The sequence below is a fragment of the Pseudomonas alliivorans genome, from assembly GCF_017826695.1.
Lineage (GTDB): Bacteria > Pseudomonadota > Gammaproteobacteria > Pseudomonadales > Pseudomonadaceae > Aquipseudomonas > Aquipseudomonas alliivorans.
Genome location: NZ_JAFFZW010000001.1, coordinates 543,559 through 567,348, shown reverse-complemented (window position 1 = coordinate 567,348; position 23,790 = coordinate 543,559). Strand labels below are relative to the sequence as shown.

The window sequence follows — 23,790 nt, the reverse complement described above, 5'->3', positions numbered from 1 at the left end:
GCAGGCGAATGGGCGGATCAGCGCTGAGCGGTTCTGCTTTTGTCGCTGGCTGCGCTGTTTTCATGGATCAGGCGCGCGATCAAGGCGTCGGCATCGGCCAGTTGCTCGGTGTAGACCTGAGTGCTGAATGCAGCCTGTTTCGGAGGCTGCTGCGCCAGAATCGGACCGCTCTGGTCGTGCAGATTGACTTCGACGGTGGTCGACAGCCCGATGCGCAGCGGGTGTTGCGCCAGCTCTTCAGGGTTGATGTGAACCCGGACCGGCACACGCTGGACAATCTTGATCCAGTTGCCGGTCGCGTTCTGGGCCGGCAACAGCGCAAACGCACTGCCCGTCCCCGCGCCCAGGCTGTCGATAGTGCCGCTGTATTTCACGTCGCTGCCATAGAGGTCGGAGCTGATTTCCACCGGCTGACCGATGCGCATCTTGCCCAGCTGGGTTTCCTTGAAGTTGGCATCGATCCACAGCTGATCCAGCGGAATCACCGCCATGGTCGCAGTTCCCGGCTGAACGCGCTGACCCAGCTGCACGCTGCGCTTGGCGACGTAACCGGTGACCGGCGCCACCAGGGTTGTCCGCGCACTGGCCAGATAGGCCTGACGCAACTGTGCCGCAGCGGCCTTGACGTCCGGATGGGAAGACACCACGGTGTCGTCAACCAGCGCCACACTGGTGCTCAATTGCTGCTGGATGTTGTTCAAGGCACTTTGTGCGCTGGTCAGTTGATCCCGGGCGTGGGACAGCTCTTCCTGAGAAATCGCGCCACCGGCCGCCAGGCTGCGACGGCGGCTGTAGTTATCCTGAGCCGTCTGCACGGCGGCACGCTGCGCCGCCAGCTGAGCCTTCATGCCATCGACATTGCTGTACAGACCGCGAACCTGACGCACGACCTTGCCCAGATTGGCTTCGGCACTTTGTAGCCCGACTTCGGCATCGCTTGGATCGAAGCGCAGCAGAACCTGCCCTTTGCGAACCAGATCACCGTCATCAGCGGCAATGCTGATAACCGTACCGGTGACCAGTGGCGTGATTTCCACCACGTTGCCACTCACGTAGGCGTCATCGGTCTCCTCGCTCCATTGACCGTAAAACTCATACCAGCCCCAGATCGCCAGTCCACAAAGAACGACGATGATGGCGAGTCCGGTCAGCAGGAACTTGCGCTTGCCGGATTTTGGGGTGTCTGGCTTTTTCTGTTCAGGGGCAGACGTGTTTTCAGCGGCGGCAGTGGCCATGACAATTACCTTCAAGTCGGCAGAACGGCTGAGATCCGGCCAGACTGGCCGCCCTCAACTTCGGGCTATTCGTAGTTATTTGCCTTGGGCGTTGAAACTCAGGCGAGTCAGGGTGATGTGGTCGTCGGCCGCGACCAGCACCTTGGTCAGAATCCGGCGTAGCGCTTCCACTTCCTCAGTGTCGAGGGCAGCGAAGGTGTCATTCATGGCATCGGCACCAATCTGCGGCAGCAGGTCGGACAGCGCATGCCCCTGAGACGTCAGGGCGACACGCACCTGACGACGATCGGTTTCAGAACGGGTGCGCACGATCAGCCCCTTCTGCTCCAGACGGTCCAGCATGCGAGTCATCGAACCGCTGTCCAGCGACAGGTGCCGACATAACTCCACCGGCGTATCCGTCGAGAACTGCGCAATGATGATCAGCACCTTGAACTGCGCGAACGTGACGTCATACGGCAGCAGGTACTTGTCCAGCATGCGGTCTTTCAGCGCGTTGGTACGGCCGACCAGCAGCCCGATCAGGCTGGAATCAAAATTTTCAGGACTGAAATGTTTCAAGTAATCACCCAGAAAGCTGCCTAGGCAGTGATTACAAAATATTACTGCCTAGACAGCTATTGTCAAAGCATTTGTTAGCTTGCTTATGAAAAGGCCATAAAAAAACGACCACTGGTAAGGCGGTCGTTTTTTTGTCGCTGCCGTGGGCCGCGTGCTGGATCAGGCAGCGACAGGCACGCCACTGTGAAAGCGGAATTCTTCGTCAGGGCTCTCGATCAGTTCGCGCTCGGCCAGACGAATCTCTTCGATCTTGGCGTCCACATCGGCTTTGTCGCCATAGGTGTAAGCGAGCTTCAGGTAATCCTGAAAATGCCGCGCTTCGGACTTGAGCAGACTGCCGTAGAACTTGGCCAGGTCGTCGTCCAGATGCGGCACCAGCGCGGCGAAACGCTCGCAGGAACGGGCTTCGACGATGGCACCCACCACCAGCGCATCGGTCAGGCGGTAGGGATTGTGATTGCGCACCCGCTTGCGCAACGCCCCGGCATAACGCGCCGAGCTGATGTTGGCCATCGGAATCTGGCGCTTGCGGATGATGCTGATCACTTGTTCGAAATGACGCAGCTCTTCGCGGGCCAGGCGCGACATCTTGGCCAGCAGGTCGAACTTGTCGTTGTACTGGAACATGAACTGGAACGCCGCCCCTGCCGCCTTCTTCTCATTGTTCGCATGATCGATCAACAGGATGTCGAGATTGCGCAATGCGGCTTGCACCCAACTGTCGGGAGTACGGCAAAGCAGAAAGGCTTCGATTTCAGGGATCGGGTACATAGGCTCACAGATGGCGCAGAGGCAAAGCGCGGCATTATACGAGGGCTGTCGGCGTCCCGCGAGACAAAAGCGCGGAGACGGATCAGCCGCCAAAGGCATCCTTGAGAAAGCCCGGTGCTATATAACGCTGGTAATGCGCCTCGGAGAGCAGAAAGAACTCGCGGTCGATCGCATCACGCAACTCGGGCAGCGACCAGTTGCGAAATTCGGGTAACAACACAAACCCGTACGCTTCGACCTGACTGATGACACGAGCACCGCGCGCGATCAATTGATAGGCCCAGCAATATTCGGACTGATGCGGCACGAAGCGAATCTTGCGCTGGGTAAGCTGCAACCGCAGCTTGTCGGCATCGAAGATTTCGAGCTTGGCGGTCATGACCTGAACCAGCAATTGTTCCAGACGCAACCACACGGCTCTTTTTTCGTCTTCGTTGTAACCGTTCCAGTGGATGACTTCGTGATGGAAGCGTTTGCAGCCACGGCACACCAAATCCCCGTAAACAGTGGAGCAAAGGCCGACGCAGGGTGTTTTGATGATGTGATCAGGCATGGCTGGCGGGGCTTGGGAAGGCAAAACAGGTGCTCATGTTAGTCCTTTGTCTAAGCACTTTCACCCCCGAACATGTAGGGGCTAACTTACCTTTAGTTCAGATTTGCCGTAGAATCAGCGAGCCTTTTAAGGCGCCAATGTCCGTTGGAAGCTGTTTTCAAAGCGTCACGAGCACAGTCAAGTTAATCCCGCAGTGCGGCGTCGACAGGCCATCCCCTCATCACGGATGGCCGTGTCGACCGCCTCTCCTCCCCGTCCTGCAGGCGTAAAACTTTGAAAACAGCTTCTGTTAGGAATTGCCGACACCCTGCCAACAAGGCTCCAAAGTCTTGCGTGGGTACGGACAATTTCTGGATGAGCGTCCCGGACACCCATTTGGGACCACTGATGAGGGTAATACTGTGCTTGAAGCCTACCGTAAACACATCGAAGAGCGTGCCGCCCAGGGTATCGTGCCCCAGCCGCTTAACGCCGAACAAACCGCAGGCCTTATTGAGCTGCTGAAAAATCCCCCGGCTGGCGAAGAAGCTTTCCTTGTCGACCTGATCACCAATCGCGTTCCACCAGGCGTTGACGAGGCTGCCTACGTCAAGGCCGGTTTCCTCTCCGCCCTGGCCAAGGGCGAAGCCACTTCTCCCCTGATCGACAAAAAACGTGCAACCGAACTGTTGGGCACCATGCAGGGTGGCTACAACATCGTCACGCTGGTTGAACTGCTCGACGATGCCACGCTGGCACCAGTCGCTGCCGAACAGCTCAAGCACACGCTGCTGATGTTCGACGCTTTCCATGACGTGGCCGAAAAAGCCAAGAGCGGCAACGCCCACGCCAAGGAAGTTCTGCAATCCTGGGCCGACGGCGAGTGGTTCAAGAAGCGCCCGACGCTGGCCGAAAAGATCAGCCTGCGCGTCTTCAAGGTGACCGGTGAAACCAACACCGACGACCTGTCCCCGGCGCCTGATGCCTGGTCGCGTCCAGACATCCCGTTGCACGCCCTGGCCATGCTGAAAATGGCACGTGAAGGCATCGTTCCTGACGTACAGGGCTCCATCGGCCCGATGAAGCAGATCGAAGAAATGCGCGGCCAGGGTTTCCCTATCGCCTACGTCGGTGACGTGGTCGGTACCGGTTCCTCGCGTAAATCGGCGACCAACTCGGTACTGTGGTTTTTCGGCGACGACGTTCCTTACGTGCCGAACAAGCGTGCCGGCGGTTTCTGCTTCGGCAGCAAGATCGCTCCGATCTTCTACAACACCATGGAAGACGCGGGCGCTCTGCCGATCGAGTTCGATGTTTCGAACATCAACATGGGCGATGTGATCGACGTTTACCCGTACGCTGGCAAAGTCTGCAAGCACGACAGCGACGAAGTCATCACCACCTTCGAAATGAAGACTCCGGTGCTGTTGGACGAAGTCCGCGCCGGTGGCCGTATCCCGCTGATCATCGGCCGTGGCCTGACCAGCAAGGCACGCGCCGAGCTGGGCCTGCCCGCCTTCGACCTGTTCAAGACGCCTGACCAGCCAGCCGAAAGCACCAAGGGTTTCACCCTGGCGCAGAAGATGGTCGGCAAGGCGTGCGGCGTGGAAGGTATCCGTCCGGGCACCTACTGCGAACCGAAAATGACCACCGTCGGCTCCCAGGACACCACTGGCCCGATGACCCGCGACGAGCTGAAAGACCTGGCATGCCTGGGCTTCTCGACCGACCTGGTCATGCAGTCCTTCTGCCACACTGCTGCCTATCCAAAGCCGATCGACGTCAAGACGCACCACACGCTGCCTGACTTCATCATGACCCGTGGCGGCGTTTCCCTGCGTCCGGGCGACGGCATCATCCACAGCTGGCTGAACCGCATGCTGCTGCCTGACACCGTCGGCACCGGTGGTGACTCGCACACCCGCTTCCCGATCGGCATTTCCTTCCCGGCCGGTTCCGGTCTGGTTGCGTTCGCGGCGGCCACTGGCGTCATGCCGCTGGACATGCCTGAATCGATCCTGGTTCGCTTCAAGGGCAAGATGCAGCCTGGCATCACCCTGCGCGACCTGGTTCACGCCATTCCTTACTACGCGATTCAGGCTGGCCTGCTGACCGTAGAGAAGAAAGGCAAGAAGAACGCGTTCTCCGGCCGCATCCTGGAAATCGAAGGCCTGGACAACCTGAGCATCGAGCAGGCTTTCGAGCTGTCCGACGCTTCGGCCGAACGTTCGGCTGCCGGTTGCACCATCAAGCTGGCCAAAGAGCCGATCATCGAATACCTGAACTCCAACATCACGCTGCTGCGCTGGATGATCGAGCAGGGTTACGGTGATCCGCGCACTCTGGAGCGTCGTGCTCAGGCGATGGAAGCCTGGATTGCCAATCCAGAGCTGCTGGAAGCCGACAAGGACGCCGAGTACGCCGAAATCATCGAGATCGACCTGGCCGACGTCAAAGAGCCTGTGCTCTGCGCGCCGAACGACCCGGACGATGCCCGCCTGCTGTCTTCGGTACAGGGCGAGAAGATCGACGAAGTGTTCATCGGTTCCTGCATGACCAACATCGGCCACTTCCGCGCTGCGGGCAAGTTGCTGGATCAGGTCAAGGGCCAGTTGCCGACACGCCTGTGGCTGTCGCCTCCGACCAAGATGGACGCGCATCAGCTGACCGAAGAAGGCTACTACGGCATCTACGGCAAGGCTGGCGCACGCATGGAAATGCCGGGCTGCTCGCTTTGCATGGGTAACCAGGCACGCGTCGAGCCGAACTCGACCGTTGTCTCCACGTCGACCCGTAACTTCCCGAACCGTCTGGGTGACGGCGCGAATGTCTACCTGGCCTCGGCCGAACTGGCGTCCGTCGCATCGATCCTGGGTCGCCTGCCGACCGTCGAGGAATACATGGGCTACGCCCAGCAGATCGACACGATGGCAGCGGACGTGTACCGCTACCTGAGCTTCGATCAGATCGCCGAGTTCCGTGAAGCCGCAGCGAACGCCAACATCCCGGTCGTTCAAGCGTAATAGCGAAACACAGCGTTGAAAAACCCCGCCTCGTGCGGGGTTTTTTTATGCCTGGAGAACAGCGGACGTGGAGGAGTCTGCTCAGGGCGGTAACACGACGAAGGCAGGGTACAGGCGGTGACTTCATCGCCAGCGCTTTCGCGAGCAAGCTCGCTCCTGCAAACAACCTGCTGTTCAGTAAAGTGCATGGTGTTCCACTACAGATAATTCCCGATCACACGCCTGACCTTCGCCAGCCCATCACGCAGCTCACCCATGCTCACCGATCCCGTTGCCAGCCGCAGGGCATGGGGCACGCTGTTGGCGATTGCAAAGGGCTCCGCAGTCGATACTGCAACCTTCTCCTTCAACAAGGCCATGGCAATCTGATCGGCACGGGCGTCCTCGGGAAGGGGCAGCCATAGAAAATACGATGAGGGATGGCTGACAAACCTGATGCCTTCAAGCATTTCGCGAACCACTGCCTGTCTGGCCTGGGCGTCATGTCGCTTCTCGGCCTCCAGTTTCAGAACAGTGCCATCTTCAATCCACCCCGTCGCAATGGCGGTCAGCACCCCTGGCGTGTTCCAGGTCGTTGCCCGCATGACACGCTCCATGGCCGGAACCTTGTCGGCGGGCGCAGCAACAAACCCTACGCGCAATCCCGTGGCAACACTCTTGGAGAGACCTGAGACATAGACCGTCCGCTCCGGTGCGAGCATCGCCAGCGGCGCGGGGGGAGCGTCCGCCAAAAATGCATACGCGGCGTCTTCAATGATCAGCACATCATGTCGGCGCGCGAGCGCCACCCACTGCTCACGCCGCGCCTGGCTCATCACCCAGCCGAGCGGATTGTGCAGTGTCGGCATGGTATAGAGCGCCTTTACGGGTCGACTGCGGCACAAGCGCTCGAATGCCTCTGGATCGGGACCCTCGCCGAGCGCGGGTACAGGCACTACTTCAAGGTACAGCGCCTGTGCCAAGACCTTGAAACCCGAATACGTGAGGGCATCGGCGGCGATCACATCCCCGGGCTTGAGCAAGGCCATAAGCGCAATGGCCAGCCCTTGCTGAGCCCCATTGGTGAGCAACACCTGCTCAGGCTGAACCGTCAGCCCTCGCACTTGCAGATGACGCGCCACAGCGGCGCGCTCGTGCGGTCGCCCAGCGTGGGGTTGATAGCGCAGCAATGATTCAAGGTCGCCCGACAAGGCCAACTGCCGTAACGCCGTGCGTAACAACTCGGCCTGACCGGGCAGCGACGGGTAGTTGAAATTGAGGTCGATCATGTCGACAGCCACGGTTTTCTGGTCGATCCCGAGGCCAGGCGCGAGCGCCGTCTCGCGAACGAACGTGCCACGCCCGGTCTCACCGCTGACCAGGCCCATGGCTTCAAGCTCGGCATAGACACGCGTGGCCGTCACCAGCGCCAGGCCATGATCGGCCGCCAACTGACGATGCGTAGGCAGCCGTGCGCCCGGCAACAGACGTGCCGAGCGAATGTCTGCCGCCATCTGGTCCACCACCGATTTGTAACGTGAGCGAGGCATAGCCAATGTATCCATGACGATTTTTTGATTGTATTGAATTGCAGCCCTACGATGCGCCCATCCACCCCGATTGAACAGCCTTGAGAAATACCTCATGGAACAGACAGCTATTCCATCCCGCACGACCGCTCACACATCCCGCAGCGGATGGCTGAACGGCCTGATCGGCGTACTGATCTTCAGCGGCTCGCTGCCTGCGACACGACTGGCCGTGATGGCGTTCGATCCACTGTTCCTCACCTTCGCCCGCGCAACCATCGCTGCGACCCTGGCCATCGGCACGCTTGTGGCGCTCAGGGAAAGACGCCCGGCAAACAACCAGATCATTTCCCTGAGTATCGTTGCACTGGGTGTGGTACTGGGCTTTCCACTGCTGACCGCGCTGGCGCTGGAACACGTCACCTCGGCGCACTCCATCGTCTTCGTCGGCCTGCTGCCGCTGGCCACTGCCGTCTTCGCCGTGCTACGCGGCGGCGAACGGCCAAGTGGGGCTTTCTGGGCGTTCTCGCTACTGGGCAGCGCACTGGTGATGGGCTTTGCATTGGCTCAGGGTATCAGCGCTTCAGTCACGGGAGACGCCCTGATGCTGCTGGCCATTCTCGTCTGCGGCCTGGGCTATGCCGAGGGCGCGAGGCTGTCGAGGACACTGGGCGGCTGGCAGGTCATCTGCTGGGCTTTGGTCCTTGCCCTGCCCATCATGCTGCCACTGGCCATTGTCACCGCACCGTCCTCGTTTTCCGGGATATCAGTCTCGGCGTGGGGCAGCCTGTGTTACGTCTCCGTGTTCAGCATGCTGATCGGTTTCGTGTTCTGGTATCTCGGGCTGGCGCAGGGCGGCATTGCAGCGGTCGGCCAACTCCAGTTGTTACAACCCTTCTTCGGTCTGGCACTGGCGGCCACACTGCTCGGTGAGCCTGTCAGCCTCGGGATGCTGGGTGTCACGGTCGCAGTGATCGGTTGTGTTGCAGGTGCCAGAAGGTTCTCCCGATAACGACCGGCTCTCACAAGGCGTGCCTGGGGGTGGCGATGAAACGCTGAATCCGCCACGCCCGGCCGAAGGCGATCTCAACTCAACTGAAGCTGCGACAGCCACTGCTCGATGGTGTCACCGCTGCTCATTGCAGGCTGCACCAGGCCATCAACCATGAAGGTCGGAGACACATGAATGCCGTTCTGCCGGGCGTATTTGCAGTGCCATTTGATGGTGTGCTCAAGCGCCGGTTGTGCGAAGGCTTCGGCCAGCCGAACACCGCTGTAACCTTCCAGTCGCGCGATGATGTCGTTGGGCGTCGCATCAAGGTTCGGACCGCCTGCGTGGTGCTCGAATTCGAACGCTTCACGGTGCGCCGCAACGGCTGCCATCACGGTCTTGGCGGTGTCCTTGCCACCTTCAAGGGTTGACGCGGCAAGGATGCAACGCACCACGACGCCTGAAAACATGTGCCAGGGCTGCGACTGGAGGCGAACCTTGACCGTCAGGCGGTCTTCGCCGGCCTGCTTTAGAAGCGCGTCGAGCTTGCCGAAGGCCTTGACGGAAAACGGGCACGTGGGCTCAAGGAACACCTCAAGCGTACGAGGGCCATGGCCCCATGAAAGTGCGTCTGCATGCATGTGAACGTCTCTCTGCTGGTGGCTGAAGGGCTGCCGCGCCTGCGGCATGTAGCCGGTCCGGATCACGACAGCGGATCCCTACCGCAACTGAACGTCCAGGAGTCTGCCAGTTCCATGAAGCTTGCGCAGGGGCGAAAACAACTGGCGGGCGATTAATATCTTTTTCACATTCACGTGGCTATAGTGACCGCCCTTGTTGGGGAGTAGCCTGCTCCGGGCCTTTGGTCACGGAGCGTTTGCGTCAACATTCTCGGCAACATGCCGTGGCGCAAACACCGTCTGGTTGGCGAGACCAACGATGCATCCATGCCTAAAGTCGGGCGTGTGGCTGCGTCGTTGACTCATAGCCCGACTGGATGTTGACCGTGAATCCGATTTCCCTCGTCTTCCTCGCGCTAGCCATGTCCACGGACGCTTTTGCAGCCGCCCTCGGCAAAGGCGCCGCCCTTCACAAACCCCGTCTTGTAGAAGCCCTGCGAACCGGGCTGATCTTCGGTGTGATCGAAGCCATCACGCCGGTCATTGGCTGGAGCATCGGGCAGGTTGCAACCCGCTTCGTGGAGAGCTGGGATCACTGGATCGCCTTTGTTCTGCTGCTCGTGCTGGGCCTGCACATGATTTACAACGGCCTGAAACAGGACGACGAAGAGCAGGAAAAACCCGGCCAGCATTCGTTTCTCATCCTCGCTGTCACAGCCTTTGCGACCAGCATCGATGCCCTGGCCGTGGGCGTAGGTCTGGCGTTCGTCGACGTCAATATCCTGGTCGCGGCGGCCGCGATTGGTCTGGCCACGACCGTGATGGTCACGATTGGCGTAATGCTGGGGCGTGCGCTGGGGACGGTCGTCGGCAAGCGCGCCGAGATCGTGGGCGGCCTCGTGCTGATGGTGGTCGGCGCGACTATCCTCTACGAACACTTGTCTGCCGCATGACCGAATGAGCCGGGCGGTAGACGGCAGCGGTCTCAAAACACTTTTTCAAACCCCAAAAAAAAACCGCCTCATTCGAGGCGGTTTTTTTGTCAGCGGCCGATCAATCCGTCACACAGTGATGGCTTGTCCGCTCATGGCCAGGTCCAGCAGCTCGCGGTTGGCGACGGCATACATGGCGTAGTCGGTGCCGCTGGCGGCACGCAATTCGACCAGCATGGCGCGCCAGCGCTCGACCATGAGGGCGTGCTGTTCCAGCCACAGCGCCAGGCGCTCTTCCACGTCGGACGGACCGTCCGGCATTTGCAGAACCGATACGGTGATCGCCCGCTGCTGCCAGTCGATGTCGTCACGGAACGCCTCGCGGGCCAGAGCCTGCCAGTTGTTCTCCACCGGCAGGCTGCTGATCTGCTGCAGGTACCAGGTCACGTCCAGCGCACTGCCTACGGCGAAGTACACCTTGGCCACGTCGGCAGCATTCTGCCCGGTGACGTCGGAGGCTTCGATGATCGGCAGCAGCGTGTACAGGTGGGTGGTGCCCGCCACCATGCGCGCCAGCAACTCGGGCACACCGGCTTCGACATAAGCCTGATAACGCGCCTGCCACACTTCACGGGTCGGGCCTTCCAGCAACTCGTCGAGCTTGAGACCCAGTGCGGCGATGTGCGGACCGAAGTGCGCCACGTCACGACCCGCGTCCAGCTCGTTGCGACGGCTGCGCAGGAACCAGCGCGTGGCACGACGGCCCAGACGCATCAGCTCATCCATCAGCGACAGCTGGATTTCTGCCGACACCTTGTAGTCCAGCGCTTCGATCTGACGGAACCAGTGCGGGAGGTGAAAGATGTCACGCACAATCACGTAGGCACCGGCCACATTGGCAGCACTCATGCCGGTCGACTCTTTGAGTCGCTGCACGAACGTGATGCCCATGTGGTTGACCAGATCGTTGGCGATCTGGGTGCTGACGATTTCACGCTTCAGACGGTGACCGCGCATGGCCACAGAGAACTTGGCGCTCAGCGAGGGCGGGAACGCGGTTTCCATGTCGCGTGCCAGGTAGTCGTCATCGGGAACACGGGATTCCAGCAACGCTTCCTTGAGGTCGATCTTGCTGTAGGAGATCAGCACAGACAGTTCGGCACGGCTCAGGCCATGACCGGCCGATACACGCTCAACGATCTGGTCCTCGGCCGGCAGGAACTCGATGGCACGGTCCAGCTTGCCACGGGCCTCCAGGTCGTTCATCAGGCGCTTGTATTCAGCGATGCGGTCGTAGGCGCGACGAGCGGCCAGCGACAGTGCCTGGGTCTGCTTGTAGTTGTTGCCCAGCACCAGATGGCCGACTTCGTCGGTCATGCTTTCGAGCAGCTGGTTGCGCTGCTTCTCGGTCATGTCGCCAGCCTGCACCACTTCGTTGAGCAGGATTTTGATGTTCACTTCGTGGTCGGAGCAGTCCACACCGCCGGCGTTGTCGATGAAGTCGGTGTTGGTCGCGCCGCCATTGAGGCCGAACTCGACACGGCCCAGCTGAGTCATGCCCAGGTTGCCGCCCTCGCCCACCACCTTGCAGCGCAGCTCGTTGCCGTCGACACGCAGCGCGTCGTTGGCCTTGTCGCCGACATCCGCATGGGACTCTTCGCTGGACTTCACGTAGGTGCCGATGCCGCCATTCCACAACAGGTCAACTGGCGCCTTGAGCAATGCATTGAGCAGCTCGGTCGGGGTCAGCTTGTCGGCCTTGATGTCGAAGCGTGCCTTCATCTGTTCGGTGATGGCGATGCTCTTGGCACTGCGCGGGAAGATTCCACCGCCAGCGGACATGATGCTGGTGTCGTAATCGGTCCAGGCCGAACGCGGCAGGTCGAACAGACGCTGACGCTCAACGAAGCTGGTGGCCGGATCCGGGTTCGGGTCGATAAAGATGTGCAGGTGGTTGAAGGCTGCGACCAGTTGCAGCTTGTCGGACATCAGCAGGCCGTTACCGAACACGTCACCGGCCATGTCGCCGATGCCGATCACGCTGATGCTGTCCTGCTGAACGTTGATGTCGCGTTCACGGAAGTGACGCTGCACGCCAACCCACGCCCCCTTGGCAGTGATGCCCATCTTCTTGTGGTCGTAACCGGCCGAACCGCCGGACGCAAAAGCGTCGCCCAGCCAGAAGCCGTAATCGATGGCGATGCCGTTGGCGATGTCGGAGAAGGTCGCGGTGCCTTTGTCGGCGGCAACGACCAGGTACGGATCGTCGTCATCGTGACGAACCACGTTGACCGGCGGTACCAGCACGCCTTCCTTGAGGTTGTCGGTGATGTCCAGCAGACCCGAGATGAAGATGCGGTAGCAGGCGATTGCCTCTGCCTGCACTTCGTCGCGATTGCCGGTGGTCGGCAGACGGCGCGGTACGAAACCGCCCTTGGCGCCAACCGGCACGATGACCGAGTTTTTCACCTGCTGGGCTTTGACCAGGCCCAGCACTTCGGTGCGGAAGTCTTCTTCACGATCCGACCAGCGCAGGCCGCCGCGAGCCACATTGCCGAAGCGCAGGTGCACGCCTTCGACGCGCGGCGAGTAGACGAAAATCTCGAACTTGGGCACCGGCTTCGGCAGTTCGGGGATCAGACGCGGGTTGAACTTGAAGCTGAAGTAGCTCTTGTTCTGGCCGTTGGCATCGGTCTGGTAGAAGTTGGTCCGCAGGGTCGCCTTGATCAGGTCAAGGTAACGACGCAGGATGCGGTCTTCGTTGAGCACCTGAACATCGTCCAGCGCGGTCAGGATGGCCTGTTCCAGACGCAGTTGCTTGTCGTCCAGATCGTCCGAACCCAGTTTGCGCGCCAGGTAGAAACGGGTCTTGAACAGACGCGTCAGTTCGCGAGCGATGTCGGTGTGGTTGTTCAGCGTGCTGGCGATGTAGCCCAGGTCGAAGCCCAGACGAATCTGCTTCAGATAACGGGCATAGGCACGCAGCAGTGCAACGTCGCGCCACGGCAGACCGGCCGTCAGCACCAGACGGTTGAACGCATCGTTTTCGGCATCGCCGCTGACGATGTGCACGAACGCGTCCTGCAACGTGTCATTGAGCTGCTGAATATCGAGGTTCAGACCTTCACCGTAGGTAAAGGCGAAATCGTGAATCCAGAACTCGCGACCGTTGGCGTGGTGCAGGCGATACGGGAACTCACCCAGTACACGCAGGCCGAGGTTCTCCAGAATCGGCAGCACGTCGGACAGCGCCAGTGGCGTGTCGGCGTGGTACAGCTTGCAGTGCAGTTGCTGACGGCCACCGGCCAGTGGCTGGTAGAAGCTCATCACCAACGGATTGGTTTCACTCAGGCTCAGCACGTGCTGCATGTCGACCACGGCCGAATGCGCTGCGAAACGCTCGCGGTAGCCTGCCGGAAAACCTTTCGGGAAGTCGGCCAGCACGTTGGTGCCATGGGCCTCGCCGAAGCTTTCGACCACCAGACTCGCGTAGTCGTCCTTCCAGGAACGGCAGGCCTGAATGACCTCGTTTTCCAGCTGGGCGACGTCGATTTCCAGATTGACCTTCGGGTCCACACGCAGAATCAACTGCACGCGGGCCAGCACGGACTCGGAGAAGAACGTCCAGAATTCGCAATCGCTGGCTTTCAGACGATCCATCAGCACGTGCTGGATCTTTTGCCGCACTTCGGTGGAGTAAACGTCACGCGGCACGTAGGCCAGGCAGTAGCAGAAACGGCCGTACGGGTCCTTGCGCAGGAATACGCGAATCTTGTTGCGCTCCTGGATCTGCACGATGGACATGACGGTGGAGAACAACTCGTCCACCGGCGTCTGGAACAGATCGTCGCGGGGCAGCACTTCGACCACCTGGGCCAGTTCCTTGCCTAGGTGCGCCTTGGCATCGAAACCGGACCGGCGCTCGACTTCTGCGACCTTGCGACGGATATACGGGATCTGCCGCACGCTCTCGCCGTACACCGACGAGGTGTAAAGGCCCATGAAACGGCATTCCTTGATGACCTTGCCCGACGCGTCGATCTGACGGATCGAGACGAAGTCAGGATAGGCCGGGCGATGCACGCGGCTCGGCACAGCAGCCTTGGCGAACGACAGCAGCATCGGCTCCTGCAGGTATTTCACTGCGTAGTCTTCGATGTGCAGTTCTTCGCGGCTCAGGCCCGGACGCAGCAGCTTGGTCAGGCCCAGGAACGAGGATTCGTCGTAGATCAGCTGGCCGCCGTCGGCGTCGCTGCTGACCTGGAATTCTTCATAGCCCAGGAAGGTGAAATGGTTGTCCACCAGCCATTCCAGGAAGACCTTGATCTCGGCCTTTTCTTCAACGTCGGTGTTGGATTCGTTGGCGTCGATGCTGACGAGCAAGTCACGCAGGCGCGCCTTCATCGGCTCGAAATCTTCGACAGCGGCGCGGACTTCGCCGAGCACCTGCTCCAGCTCGCGGGCCAGCACGTTCAACTCGCTGGCGTTGGCGCAGCGGTCGATCTCCAGATACATCAGCGATTCCTGCAACACGTCGTCGCCTGTCGTGCCTTTGGGCAGCAGTTCGAGCAACTGGCCATTCGGGCCGCGACGCACGCTCAGGACAGTGGTTTGCAGGGTGTGAATGCTGTAACCGCGACGGTTCAGCTCGGTGCGGACGGAATCAACCAGAAAGGGCAGATCGTGATGCAGCACTTCGACGGCGCTGTGGGTCGATTGCCATCCGTGACGCTCGTAATCGGGGTTGTAGACGCGGACCTGAGGATGGGCGTGTTCGAAACGCTCCAGCAGACGCCAGGCGGACAGTGTGCAGCCCGCGAGGTCGGACAGCCGACGTTGAGTGAGTTCATCCAGTGAAATGATGCCGAAAAACTGTTCAGCGAACAGCGCCACTTGTGGCAGTGCCTGCTCGCTGATGTGCTGAGCCAGTGCCGATTGCAGTTGATGCTGGAAGTCGGACTTGCTGGCTGCGGTGAAGAACGCCATCTGTGGTACTCCGCTTTGGCTTTTATTGGGGAGGCTTGAAGAAGGTGTTGTGATCATGGTGTACCGGCGTCCGGTTGCGTGGACACCACCTGATCGAGTGTAAAGCTAAAGTACTAACGACTGTCGTGTCAGGGTAGTCACATTTGAATGACGCCGTGCATGTCATGAAAAAAGAAGCCTGAAGTGCGAGAGCCGCGTGCGCGCACGCCTTTGGTGCAGCTTAACGACAGCGGACCGGACACTACTTACGAGGCTGCGACATATTCGGTCATCGCCTAGCAGGCAACCCGCACGATGGTGCCAATTAATGGCCGACAAAATGTCTCGGGGACTGGCAAAATCCGTCCTGCCTGCCCACCTTCAAAAAACCGGAACCCGACCATGCTCATCAAGACCGCCAGCCTTATCGTCAATCCATGCGACGACGAATACGACAACATGGCCCTGCTCTGCTGTCACAGCGAGAACGGCGAGATGTTCTCGCTGAGTCGTTTTCCCGACGAGAATGAAGTGGAAATCACCGTTCGCGACGACCGGACCCATACGGTCTCGACACTGAAAGTCACCTTCAGTGCCGAACGCCTGCTGCTGGAAATCGATCCGGCGGACGGCAAGCAACTGGACGGCCATGACCGTTACGAAATCCTGCACAGCACCTCGGCAGGCGAACTGCAGGAAGTCGAGGAAACCCTGCAGATCATTCTGAAAGACGTGGGCAGCTATGTGAGCGAACTCGCCTGAGCACACCCACCGCTGTCCCGGACCACAAGGAGCCCGTCATGCCTGACATTTTCGACGCCCATTGCCACATCATCGATCCCGGTTATCCGCTTCAGACCAACAACGGTTTCCTACCGGAGCCGTTCCAGGTGAGTGACTATCTGGCGCAGGTCGAGCCTCTGGGCGTCAGGGGCGGTGCCGTGGTTTCGGGATCGTTTCAGGGCTTTGATCAGAGTTACCTGCTCGCCGCACTGAAACGGCTGGGACCGAATTTCGCAGGCGTGACTCAATTACCGTCCAGTGTCACGGATGCAGAACTGGAAACGCTCAATGCGTCTGGCGTACGCGCTCTGCGTTTCAATCTGAAAAGGGGCGGTTCCGAACAGCTCGATCAGCTGGAGGCTCTGGCGCTGCGGGTTCATGGGTTAGTTGGCTGGCATTCGGAGCTGTATATCGACTCCCGCGAACTGGCCGACATCGAAACCCGCCTGCTCAGACTGCCTGCTGTCAGCATTGATCATCTGGGGCTGAGCGCCGACGGCCTGCCTGTGTTGCTGCGTCTGGCCGAGCATGGCGTGCGGATCAAGGCCTGCGGTTTCGGGCGTGTCGACTTTGCTGTGCCAGCGGTTTTGAAGGACATCCACGCAGCCAACCCCGACGCCCTGATGTTCGGCACCGACCTGCCCTCCACCCGCGCACCCCGGCCATTCGAGCCGGGTGATATCGATCTGGTGGTCGAGACGCTGGGCGAAGCGGCTGCGCACAAGGTGTTGTGGAGCAACGCTGCGGCGTTTTATCGGATGTCCTGAGTGATGCGATTTTCCAGGCATGGGGCCACTGACTGTTGAAAGTGGCCCTTGCCTCCAACTTCCTACAAAGAACAGACAGAACACGTAGGACAATTCCCATATAAACGTATGAACTATCTCTAAACTCTATAAAAAACCCTAGAGTCGTTAGTCGATACCTGCCCGAATGAATTAAAGTATCGCCCCCAGCCTGCTGTCGCCCGACGCGGCTGATTACCCTGCCAGGAACAGTCACCGATGGAACATCGTGAGGCGCTGATTGCGCTGCGAACATTTCTTTCAACGCAAATCCTCGGCCAGGAAAAGCTGATCGAACGCCTGCTCATCGCCCTGCTTGCCGACGGCCACATGCTCGTCGAAGGCGCACCGGGCCTTGCCAAGACCAAGGCCATCAAGGAACTGGCAGAAGGCATCGAAGCACAGTTTCATCGCATTCAATTCACCCCCGACCTGCTGCCTGCCGACATCACCGGCACCGAGATCTATCGTCCGGAAACCGGCAGCTTCGTGTTCCAGCAGGGTCCGATCTTCCACAATCTGGTGCTGGCGGACGAAATCAACCGTGCACCGGCCAAAGTCCAGTCAGCGCTGCTTGAGGCCATGGCCGAGCGTCAAGTCAGTGTCGGGCGCAGCACCTATGATCTTTCGCCGCTGTTTCTGGTCATGGCGACTCAGAACCCTATCGAGCAGGAAGGCACTTATCCCCTGCCTGAAGCGCAGCTCGACCGCTTTCTGATGCACGTCAAGATCGGCTTCCCGGATGCCGCCGTCGAACGCAAGATCCTGCAACAGGCCCGCGGCGAAGCGCTGAATGGCGAAACCAAGCCGGAGCGGCGTGTCAGCCAGCAGGCGATCTTCGCGGCCCGCAAGGAAATCCTCGGTCTGTACATGGCCGACGCGGTTGAGGAATACCTGGTGCAACTGGTCATGGCCACTCGCACACCGGCCAAGTTCGATCAGGAACTGGCCGAATGGATCGCCTACGGCGCCAGCCCGCGCGGCTCGATCTCGCTGGACCGTTGCGCCCGGGCCCATGCCTGGCTGGCTGGGCGCGACTTTGTCAGCCCCGAAGACATTCAGGCGGTGCTGTTTGATGTGTTGCGCCATCGCATCATTCTGTCGTTCGAGGCCGAAGCCGCGGGCATCGATCAGGACCGCGTGATTCAGCGGATCCTCGACGTCGTGGCCGTCGCCTGATCCCATGCAACCCTACCTGATCCCCCAACCGGGCATTCGCGTCACGCTCAGCGAGCTGATCGAAATGCGCCATCGCGTGCGGGAAGTTCAGCTGTTTTCAACCCCGAGCCAGCGCAGCCCACTGATCGGTCTGCACCACTCCAAGCTGCGTGGCCGCGGTGTGGATTTCGACCAGGTCCGGGTCTATCAGGCAGGCGACGATGTGCGCAACATCGACTGGCGAGTGACTGCACGCACCCAGGAGCCGCACACCAAGCTGTTCCATGAAGAGCGCGAGCGGCCCATTTTCATTCTGGTGGAACAGAGTCGTCGCCTGTTCTTCGGCTCTGGGCAAATGTTCAAATCGGTGCTGGCCGCGCAGGCGGCGGCGCTGATCGGCTGGGCCGCGCTGGAACACAATGACCGGGTGGGCGGGCTGGTCTTCGGCGACAACGAGCATTACGAGATCAAACCCCGACGCAGCAAACAGAGCCTTCTACAGTTGCTCAACCGGCTGGTCCGGGTCAATCAGTCGCTGCACACCGAAATCCCCGCCGACCGTGATGCCTTCGGCACCGCCCTGCGTCGTGCCCGTGAAGTGCTGCGTCCCGGCAGCCTGGCCATCGTGCTCTGTGACGAGCGCGCGTTGTCCGATGCGGCGGAGCAGCAACTGACGCTGCTGGCGCGCCACTGCGACCTGTTGCTGCTGCCACTGTCCGACCCGCTGGATCGCGCGCTGCCTGCGGCGGGGCTGCTGCGATTTGCCGAGCGCGGCGCGCAACTGGAGCTCGACACCCTTGATCCCGAATTGCGTCGGGCCTATCGCGTTCAGGGCGAAGAGCGCTCGGCGCGCTGGGAACTGCTTGCCCAGAAACTGCGCGTGCTATTGATGCCATTGAGCACCCAGTTCGAACTGGTCGAGCAACTGCGTGAATACCTCAACGCCCAGCGTCCGGTGAAGCGCAAATGAATCCGCTGGATCAGTTGCAGCCCCTCATCGCCCCTGAAGCCGTCGGCTTCTGGCCGCCTGCGCCGGGCTGGTGGCTGCTGTTGCTGTTGATTCCAGCGCTGGGCTGGGGTGCCTGGCGGCTGCGCACGCTGTTGCCGGTCAAGGCCGGCAAGAGCCGCAGCGAGCAGCCGCTTGATCCCGTGCGAGTCGCGGCGCTGGCGGAACTGGCCAGCCTGCCCAAACCGTATGACGGCGCGTCCGCCGGTGCCTGGCTGCAACAGATCAACGGCCTGCTCAAGCGCCTGTGCCGCAACCACTATCCACACAGCCAGAGCCACACACTCAACGGTCGAAAATGGCTGGCGTTCCTCGATAACCGCTGCCCGGCCGCAGGTCTGACGCGCTGGATGATTCTCGTTGAAGGTGCCTACAAACCCGAATGCAAACTCGATGACAAGGCCATCAGCGGCCTGACCCAGGCAGTCGACATCTGGATTCGCAAACATGTTTGAGTTCGTCTGGCCCTGGGCATTCGCCCTGCTGCCGCTGCCCTGGCTGATGCGCTTCGTGCTGCCGATGGCCGACAGTGGCGAGGCCGCGCTCAAGGTCAGCTTCCTTAACGAACTGGAAGGCCTGAGCGGTCGGCGCGCCAAGGCCAACCTGCCCGCGTGGCGACAACGCTCGCCGTTCCTGCTGATCTGGCTGTTCCTGTTGATCGCCGCCGCCCGCCCGCAATGGCTGGGCGAGCCGCTTCCCGTGGCCGCCAGCGGCCGTGATCTGCTGGTGGCCGTGGACGTGTCCGGCTCCATGGATTACCCGGATATGCAATGGCAGAGCGACGAAGTCAGCCGGCTGGTACTGGTGCAACACCTGCTGGGCGATTTTCTCGAAGGCCGTCAGGGAGACCGGGTCGGCCTGATCCTGTTCGGCAGCCAGGCTTTCGTTCAGGCCCCCCTGACGTTCGACCGCCGCACCGTGCGTATCTGGCTGGACGAAGCGAGGATCGGCATCGCGGGCAAGAACACTGCGATCGGCGACGCCATCGGTCTTGCACTCAAACGCCTGCGCCTGCGTCCGGCCAACAGCCGCGTTCTGGTGCTGGTGACCGATGGTGCCAACAACGGCGGGCAGATCGACCCGATCACGGCGGCACGACTGGCGGCAGACGAAGGCGTTCGGATCTACACCATCGGTATCGGCGCCGACCCTGACAAAAGCGGCATCCAGGGACTGCTGGGGCTGAACCCGAGCCTGGACCTGGATGAGCCGACGCTCAAGGACATCGCCAGCTTAAGCGGCGGTCAATATTTCCGCGCCCGCGATGGCGAGCAACTGGAAAAGATCCGCGCCACCCTCGACGCCCTCGAACCGGTCGCCCAGCAACCCACTCAGGCGCGCCCAGCGCAAGTGCTGTATCAGTGGCCCTTGTCGTTGGCGCTGCTGATGAGCGTGTTGCTGGTAGTACGCAGTTTGTGGCCCAACAACGCCGTGCAACGGGCGCTCCTTCGCCTGCGCGCTTTCGGCTGGCGTGAGCGCATCGAACGTCTGTGGAGGCCGCGATGATCGCCTCCCTGTGGCCGCACTGGTTCCGTCCCTGGTGGCTGCTGATCGTGCCCTTGCTGGCACTGTTGATCTGGCAACTCTGGCATCGGCAGAAACGCGCCGGCCGCTGGCAGATCATTCTGCCAGCCGCCTTTCATGCGGTGTTGCTCAACGGCAGTCGCGGCAGCAACAGCAAATTGCCCTGGGTGGTGCTGGCGCTGGCCTGGCTGCTGGCGCTGGCCGCGCTGCTTGGCCCCAGTTGGCAACGCGTCGAGCAGATCAGCCAGAAACCGGTCGACCCGCTGGTGGTGGTGCTGGAGCTTACCCCGCAGATGCTCGCCACCGACATTGCCCCGACACGTCTGGAACAGGCGCGACGCAAACTGCTCGATTTGTTGCAACTGCGCAGCGACTCGCAGACTGCCATCGTGGTCTACGCCGGCAGCGCCCACACGCTGGTGCCGCTGTCCGACGATCTGGTCACCAGCCATAACCTGCTGGAGGCAATCAGGCCATCGATCATGCCGGTGCCGGGCCAACGTGCCGATCTGGCGGTCGTCAAGGCGCTGGATCTGCTCAAACAGGGTGCGCTGGGCCAAGGCAGGATTCTGTTGATCGGCTCGTCCTTGAGCGAGCAGGAGCGCGACGGCATTCGTCAGGCCCTGCGCGGTCAGTCGCCGCCCTTGCTGATGCTGGGCATCGGCACCGCCGAAGGCGCTCCGGTGACCCAGGAAAACGGCAGTCTGCTCAAGGATGATCAGGGCGCGATCATGGTGCCGCGCCTGGACAGCACCAGCCTCAATGACTTTGCAGAGCAGGTCGGCGGCAGCTACCGTCAGGCGCGGGCCGATGAAGAGGACCTGCGCAGCCTCGGCCTGCTCGCCAGCCCGCAACGCCTGCGCAGCGACGGGCAAATCGTGCAGCTCGACACCTGGGCCGATCAGGGTCACTGGTTTCTGCTGCCGCTGCTGTTGATCGCCGCCTGTGCAGGTCGCCGCGGCTGGCTATTCTGCCTTCCGTTGCTGTTCATGTTTCCGCAGACCAGTCAGGCGTTCGAATTTCAGGACCTGTGGCTGCGCCCGGATCAGCAGGGTCAACGCCTGCTGGAACAACGCCGCCCGGCAGAAGCCGCACAGCGCTTTGAAGACCCGCAGTGGAAAGGTATCGCCTTCTACGAGGCCGGGGATTACGCCACCGCCGCGCAACGCTTCGCTGAAGGCAACACGGCCGCCGATCATTACAACCGTGGCAATGCCCTGGCCCGCAGTGGCGAACTGGAAGCGGCGCTGGACGCGTATGAACAGGCGCTGGAGCGCCAGCCGGATTTCCCGGCGGCAGTGAGCAATCGTGCACTGGTTCAGAATCTTCTGGATCAGGCCAATACGGCTCAACCCGAGCAGGACAAACCGGAAAAACCCGAGCAGGATGAAGCAGGTCAGACTGGCACGCAGGATCAGACCAGCAGCCACTCGCCCGCTGAACAGGACACTGCACGGCCGAGTGAGGAAAACAGCAGCGAAAGCCTGCCTCCGGATACGTCCGGCATGCAGGCTTCCGGCCCGTCGACAGACGATGAACAGACCACCCGCCCGCCTCTGCAGCCTGCCGATCGCCCCGTCACCGGCGAACGGCGTCAGGAACTGGAGCAGTGGCTGAGACAGATTCCGGACGACCCGGGCGAACTGCTGCGGCGCAAATTCCGCTACGAACAGCAACATCAGGAAAAGACCCGATGAGTCGCGCGTACCCCTTATTGACCGGCCTGCTGCTGAGCCTGTCTGTCCTGTCGTCACACGCGGCCGAATTGACGGCGAGCGTCGACCGCACGCGTCTGAATGCCGGGGAAACCTTTGAGCTGACGCTGGAAACCGATGACGTCACGCAGTTCGGCAAGCCCGACCTGACCGCGCTGGACAGCGATTTCGAGGTGCGCGACACGCGTCAGGTCAACCGACTGACCACCCTGGGCACCAACAATCAGGCGACCACGCGCTGGATCGTCACCCTGCTGCCCCGGCAGACCGGCAGCGTGACGATTCCGTCCCTGCAACTGGGTGAACTCAAAAGCCAGCCGCTGACCCTGCAAGTGATTCAGACCGAACCCAGAGAGCAGGAACAGGATCGGCAACTGGCGCCAGTGTTCATCGAGGCAACACTGGATCAGGACAGCGTCTACGTCCAGGCCCAGGTCGTGCTGACACTGCGCATCTACCATTCCGTTCAGCTGTTCGACGACAGCAGCCTCAGCCCGCTTCAAGTGCCGGATGCCCGTATCGAGAAGCTGGGCGATTCGCGCACCTATGAAAAACTGATCAACAGCGTGCGTCATGGCGTCATCGAGATGCGTTATGCGCTCTACCCCCAGCACAGCGGGGTGTTGACCATTCCGCCCCAGGTGTTCAGCGCGACGCAGGTACAGCCTCAAGCCAGCACTGCACAGAACCAGGACGCCAATCCGTTCGGCCCGCAGCCGGGCAAGGTGATGCGCGTCAGCTCCGCCGAGATCCCGCTGAGCGTCAGGGCGGTGCCTGCGGACTATCCGGCGCACATACCGTGGCTCCCGGCCCGCACGGTCAGCCTCGAAGAAAGCTGGAGCCCGGAACCGGGCAGGACTCAGGTCGGCGACTCACTGACTCGCACCATCATTCTCAAGGCCGAAGGTCTGGCCGGTGCGCAATTGCCGCCCTTGCCTGCCACCGAGGTGCCCGGCCTGCGTCGTTACCCGGACCAGCCACAACTGCGCAATCTGCCCAGCGAACGCGGCCTGATCGGCACCCGTGAAGAACGCGAAGCGCTGGTGCCCGCACGTGCCGGTGCGATTGATCTGCCGGCCGTGGAAGTGACCTGGTGGAACACCCGTGAAGATCATCTGGAGCACACCAGCCTGCCCGCCCGCACCTTGCAGATCAGCGGTAACCCCGGCCTTGGCGTTGACACACCGGTCAGCAATGACACAGGCGGCCTGACCGTCATTGGCCCGCCCGTCTGGCCGTGGCAGATGAGCACCCTGTTCTTCGCCTTCACGACATTGCTGGCCTGCCTGCTCTGGTGGCGCGCGCGCGGCCAGCCGGCAATCGCCAAAACCGTGCAGGCCGGCCCCAGCCCGCGTACTGTGCTCGACGACCTCAAGCGCGCCTGTCTGGCCAACGACCCGCAGGCCACGCGCCAGGCCCTGGATGCCTGGGCGCGCCAGCAACCGGAAACCCTGGCCGACATGGCCGCCCGCTTCGTGCCGCTGTCCGATGCACTGGATGGCCTGAACGGCGCGCTCTACAGTGAGACCGGAAAACTCTGGCTGGGCGAGGACCTGTGGCGCGCGATTCGCTCCCTGCCTGCCGCCGAATACATTCAGGACCCGGCAGGCGATGCCGGGTTGCCGCCGCTGTATCCGAAGTGAGGATGCAGCCGGGCACACCTCTTCACGACAAGGTAATT

Annotated in this window: 19 protein-coding genes and 1 riboswitch; of the genes, 12 read left to right on the top strand and 7 right to left on the bottom strand. The window is 61.2% G+C overall.

Going from position 1 to position 23,790, the window contains the following annotated elements:
• Positions 1–17: 17 nt before the first annotated feature.
• The 4 genes from JTJ32_RS02615 to JTJ32_RS02600 all read right to left on the bottom strand — a co-directional run bounded on the left by JTJ32_RS02615 (position 18) and on the right by JTJ32_RS02600 (position 3,120).
• Positions 18–1,235 carry an HlyD family secretion protein gene (locus tag JTJ32_RS02615; RefSeq protein WP_210040691.1) on the bottom strand — a complete coding sequence of 406 codons (1,218 nt, stop codon included), beginning with the start codon at positions 1,233–1,235 and terminating at the stop codon, positions 18–20.
• A gap of 75 nt (positions 1,236–1,310) precedes the next feature.
• Positions 1,311–1,796 carry a MarR family winged helix-turn-helix transcriptional regulator gene (locus tag JTJ32_RS02610; RefSeq protein WP_210040689.1) on the bottom strand — a complete coding sequence of 162 codons (486 nt, stop codon included), beginning with the start codon at positions 1,794–1,796 and terminating at the stop codon, positions 1,311–1,313.
• Positions 1,797–1,955: 159 nt separating this feature from the next.
• On the bottom strand, positions 1,956–2,567 hold the full coding sequence (miaE, locus tag JTJ32_RS02605; RefSeq protein WP_099228138.1) for a MiaE family protein: 612 nt from the start codon (positions 2,565–2,567) through the stop codon (positions 1,956–1,958).
• Between the two features lie 82 nt (positions 2,568–2,649).
• A complete protein-coding gene (locus JTJ32_RS02600; RefSeq protein ID WP_184320156.1) occupies positions 2,650–3,120 on the bottom strand; it encodes a DUF1289 domain-containing protein in 471 nt (156 codons plus the stop codon).
• Positions 3,121–3,521: 401 nt separating this feature from the next.
• On the opposite strand from JTJ32_RS02600, the gene acnB reads away from it, so the two are divergent.
• On the top strand, positions 3,522–6,122 hold the full coding sequence (gene acnB, locus JTJ32_RS02595) for a bifunctional aconitate hydratase 2/2-methylisocitrate dehydratase (protein ID WP_210040687.1): 2,601 nt from the start codon (positions 3,522–3,524) through the stop codon (positions 6,120–6,122).
• Positions 6,123–6,319: 197 nt separating this feature from the next.
• Here acnB and JTJ32_RS02590 read toward each other — a convergent pair whose 3' ends face one another.
• Positions 6,320–7,651: an aminotransferase-like domain-containing protein gene (locus JTJ32_RS02590; RefSeq protein ID WP_210040685.1), complete on the bottom strand. Its 1,332-nt coding sequence runs from the start codon at positions 7,649–7,651 to the stop codon at positions 6,320–6,322.
• A 94-nt stretch (positions 7,652–7,745) separates the two neighbouring features.
• Between JTJ32_RS02590 and JTJ32_RS02585 the strand changes: the two genes are divergently transcribed.
• Positions 7,746–8,642, top strand: a complete 897-nt coding sequence (locus JTJ32_RS02585; RefSeq protein ID WP_210040683.1) for a DMT family transporter — start codon at positions 7,746–7,748, stop codon at positions 8,640–8,642.
• Between the two features lie 74 nt (positions 8,643–8,716).
• Here the strand turns inward: JTJ32_RS02585 and JTJ32_RS02580 are convergent, their stop codons facing one another.
• Positions 8,717–9,262: a DsbA family protein gene (locus tag JTJ32_RS02580; RefSeq protein ID WP_210040682.1), complete on the bottom strand. Its 546-nt coding sequence runs from the start codon at positions 9,260–9,262 to the stop codon at positions 8,717–8,719.
• Between JTJ32_RS02580 and JTJ32_RS02575 the strand changes: the two genes are divergently transcribed.
• Both JTJ32_RS02575 and mntP read left to right on the top strand, forming a co-directional pair.
• Positions 9,257–9,418 carry a hypothetical protein gene (locus tag JTJ32_RS02575; protein ID WP_210040680.1) on the top strand — a complete coding sequence of 54 codons (162 nt, stop codon included), beginning with the start codon at positions 9,257–9,259 and terminating at the stop codon, positions 9,416–9,418. The genes JTJ32_RS02580 and JTJ32_RS02575 overlap by 6 nt on opposite strands.
• Positions 9,419–9,448: 30 nt before the next feature.
• Positions 9,449–9,629: riboswitch (yybP-ykoY riboswitch) on the top strand.
• Entirely contained in the window at positions 9,628–10,194 is a 567-nt protein-coding gene (gene mntP, locus JTJ32_RS02570) for a manganese efflux pump MntP (protein WP_210040678.1), read from the top strand. Its footprint overlaps the riboswitch before it by 2 nt.
• A gap of 108 nt (positions 10,195–10,302) precedes the next feature.
• Here mntP and JTJ32_RS02565 read toward each other — a convergent pair whose 3' ends face one another.
• The gene (locus JTJ32_RS02565) at positions 10,303–15,159 is read right to left on the bottom strand and encodes an NAD-glutamate dehydrogenase (RefSeq protein WP_099228124.1); all 4,857 of its coding nucleotides are present in this window, start codon (positions 15,157–15,159) and stop codon (positions 10,303–10,305) included.
• Positions 15,160–15,540: 381 nt separating this feature from the next.
• Here JTJ32_RS02565 and JTJ32_RS02560 point away from each other — a divergent pair, with 381 nt between their 5' ends.
• The 8 genes from JTJ32_RS02560 (at position 15,541) to JTJ32_RS02525 (ending at position 23,752) form a co-directional block, all read left to right on the top strand.
• On the top strand, positions 15,541–15,900 hold the full coding sequence (locus tag JTJ32_RS02560) for a hypothetical protein (RefSeq protein ID WP_210040676.1): 360 nt from the start codon (positions 15,541–15,543) through the stop codon (positions 15,898–15,900).
• Between the two features lie 38 nt (positions 15,901–15,938).
• Complete coding sequence (locus tag JTJ32_RS02555; RefSeq protein WP_210040674.1) at positions 15,939–16,688, top strand: amidohydrolase family protein; 750 nt, start codon at positions 15,939–15,941, stop codon at positions 16,686–16,688.
• 237 nt (positions 16,689–16,925) lie between these two features.
• Entirely contained in the window at positions 16,926–17,885 is a 960-nt protein-coding gene (locus tag JTJ32_RS02550; protein WP_004883864.1) for an AAA family ATPase, read from the top strand.
• Between the two features lie 4 nt (positions 17,886–17,889).
• Entirely contained in the window at positions 17,890–18,834 is a 945-nt protein-coding gene (locus tag JTJ32_RS02545; RefSeq protein WP_184319320.1) for a DUF58 domain-containing protein, read from the top strand.
• Positions 18,831–19,325 (top strand): DUF4381 domain-containing protein, encoded by a 495-nt coding sequence (locus JTJ32_RS02540; RefSeq protein WP_210040673.1) that lies wholly within the window; start codon positions 18,831–18,833, stop codon positions 19,323–19,325. Before JTJ32_RS02545 ends, JTJ32_RS02540 begins: the two co-directional genes overlap by 4 nt.
• Positions 19,318–20,376, top strand: a complete 1,059-nt coding sequence (locus JTJ32_RS02535; protein WP_210040671.1) for a vWA domain-containing protein — start codon at positions 19,318–19,320, stop codon at positions 20,374–20,376. The genes JTJ32_RS02540 and JTJ32_RS02535 overlap by 8 nt, the downstream gene beginning before the upstream one ends.
• On the top strand, positions 20,373–22,091 hold the full coding sequence (locus tag JTJ32_RS02530) for a VWA domain-containing protein (RefSeq protein ID WP_210040668.1): 1,719 nt from the start codon (positions 20,373–20,375) through the stop codon (positions 22,089–22,091). Before JTJ32_RS02535 ends, JTJ32_RS02530 begins: the two co-directional genes overlap by 4 nt.
• Positions 22,088–23,752, top strand: coding sequence for a BatD family protein (locus JTJ32_RS02525; protein ID WP_099228112.1), 1,665 nt, complete (start codon positions 22,088–22,090; stop codon positions 23,750–23,752). Before JTJ32_RS02530 ends, JTJ32_RS02525 begins: the two co-directional genes overlap by 4 nt.
• Positions 23,753–23,790 lie beyond the last annotated feature (38 nt).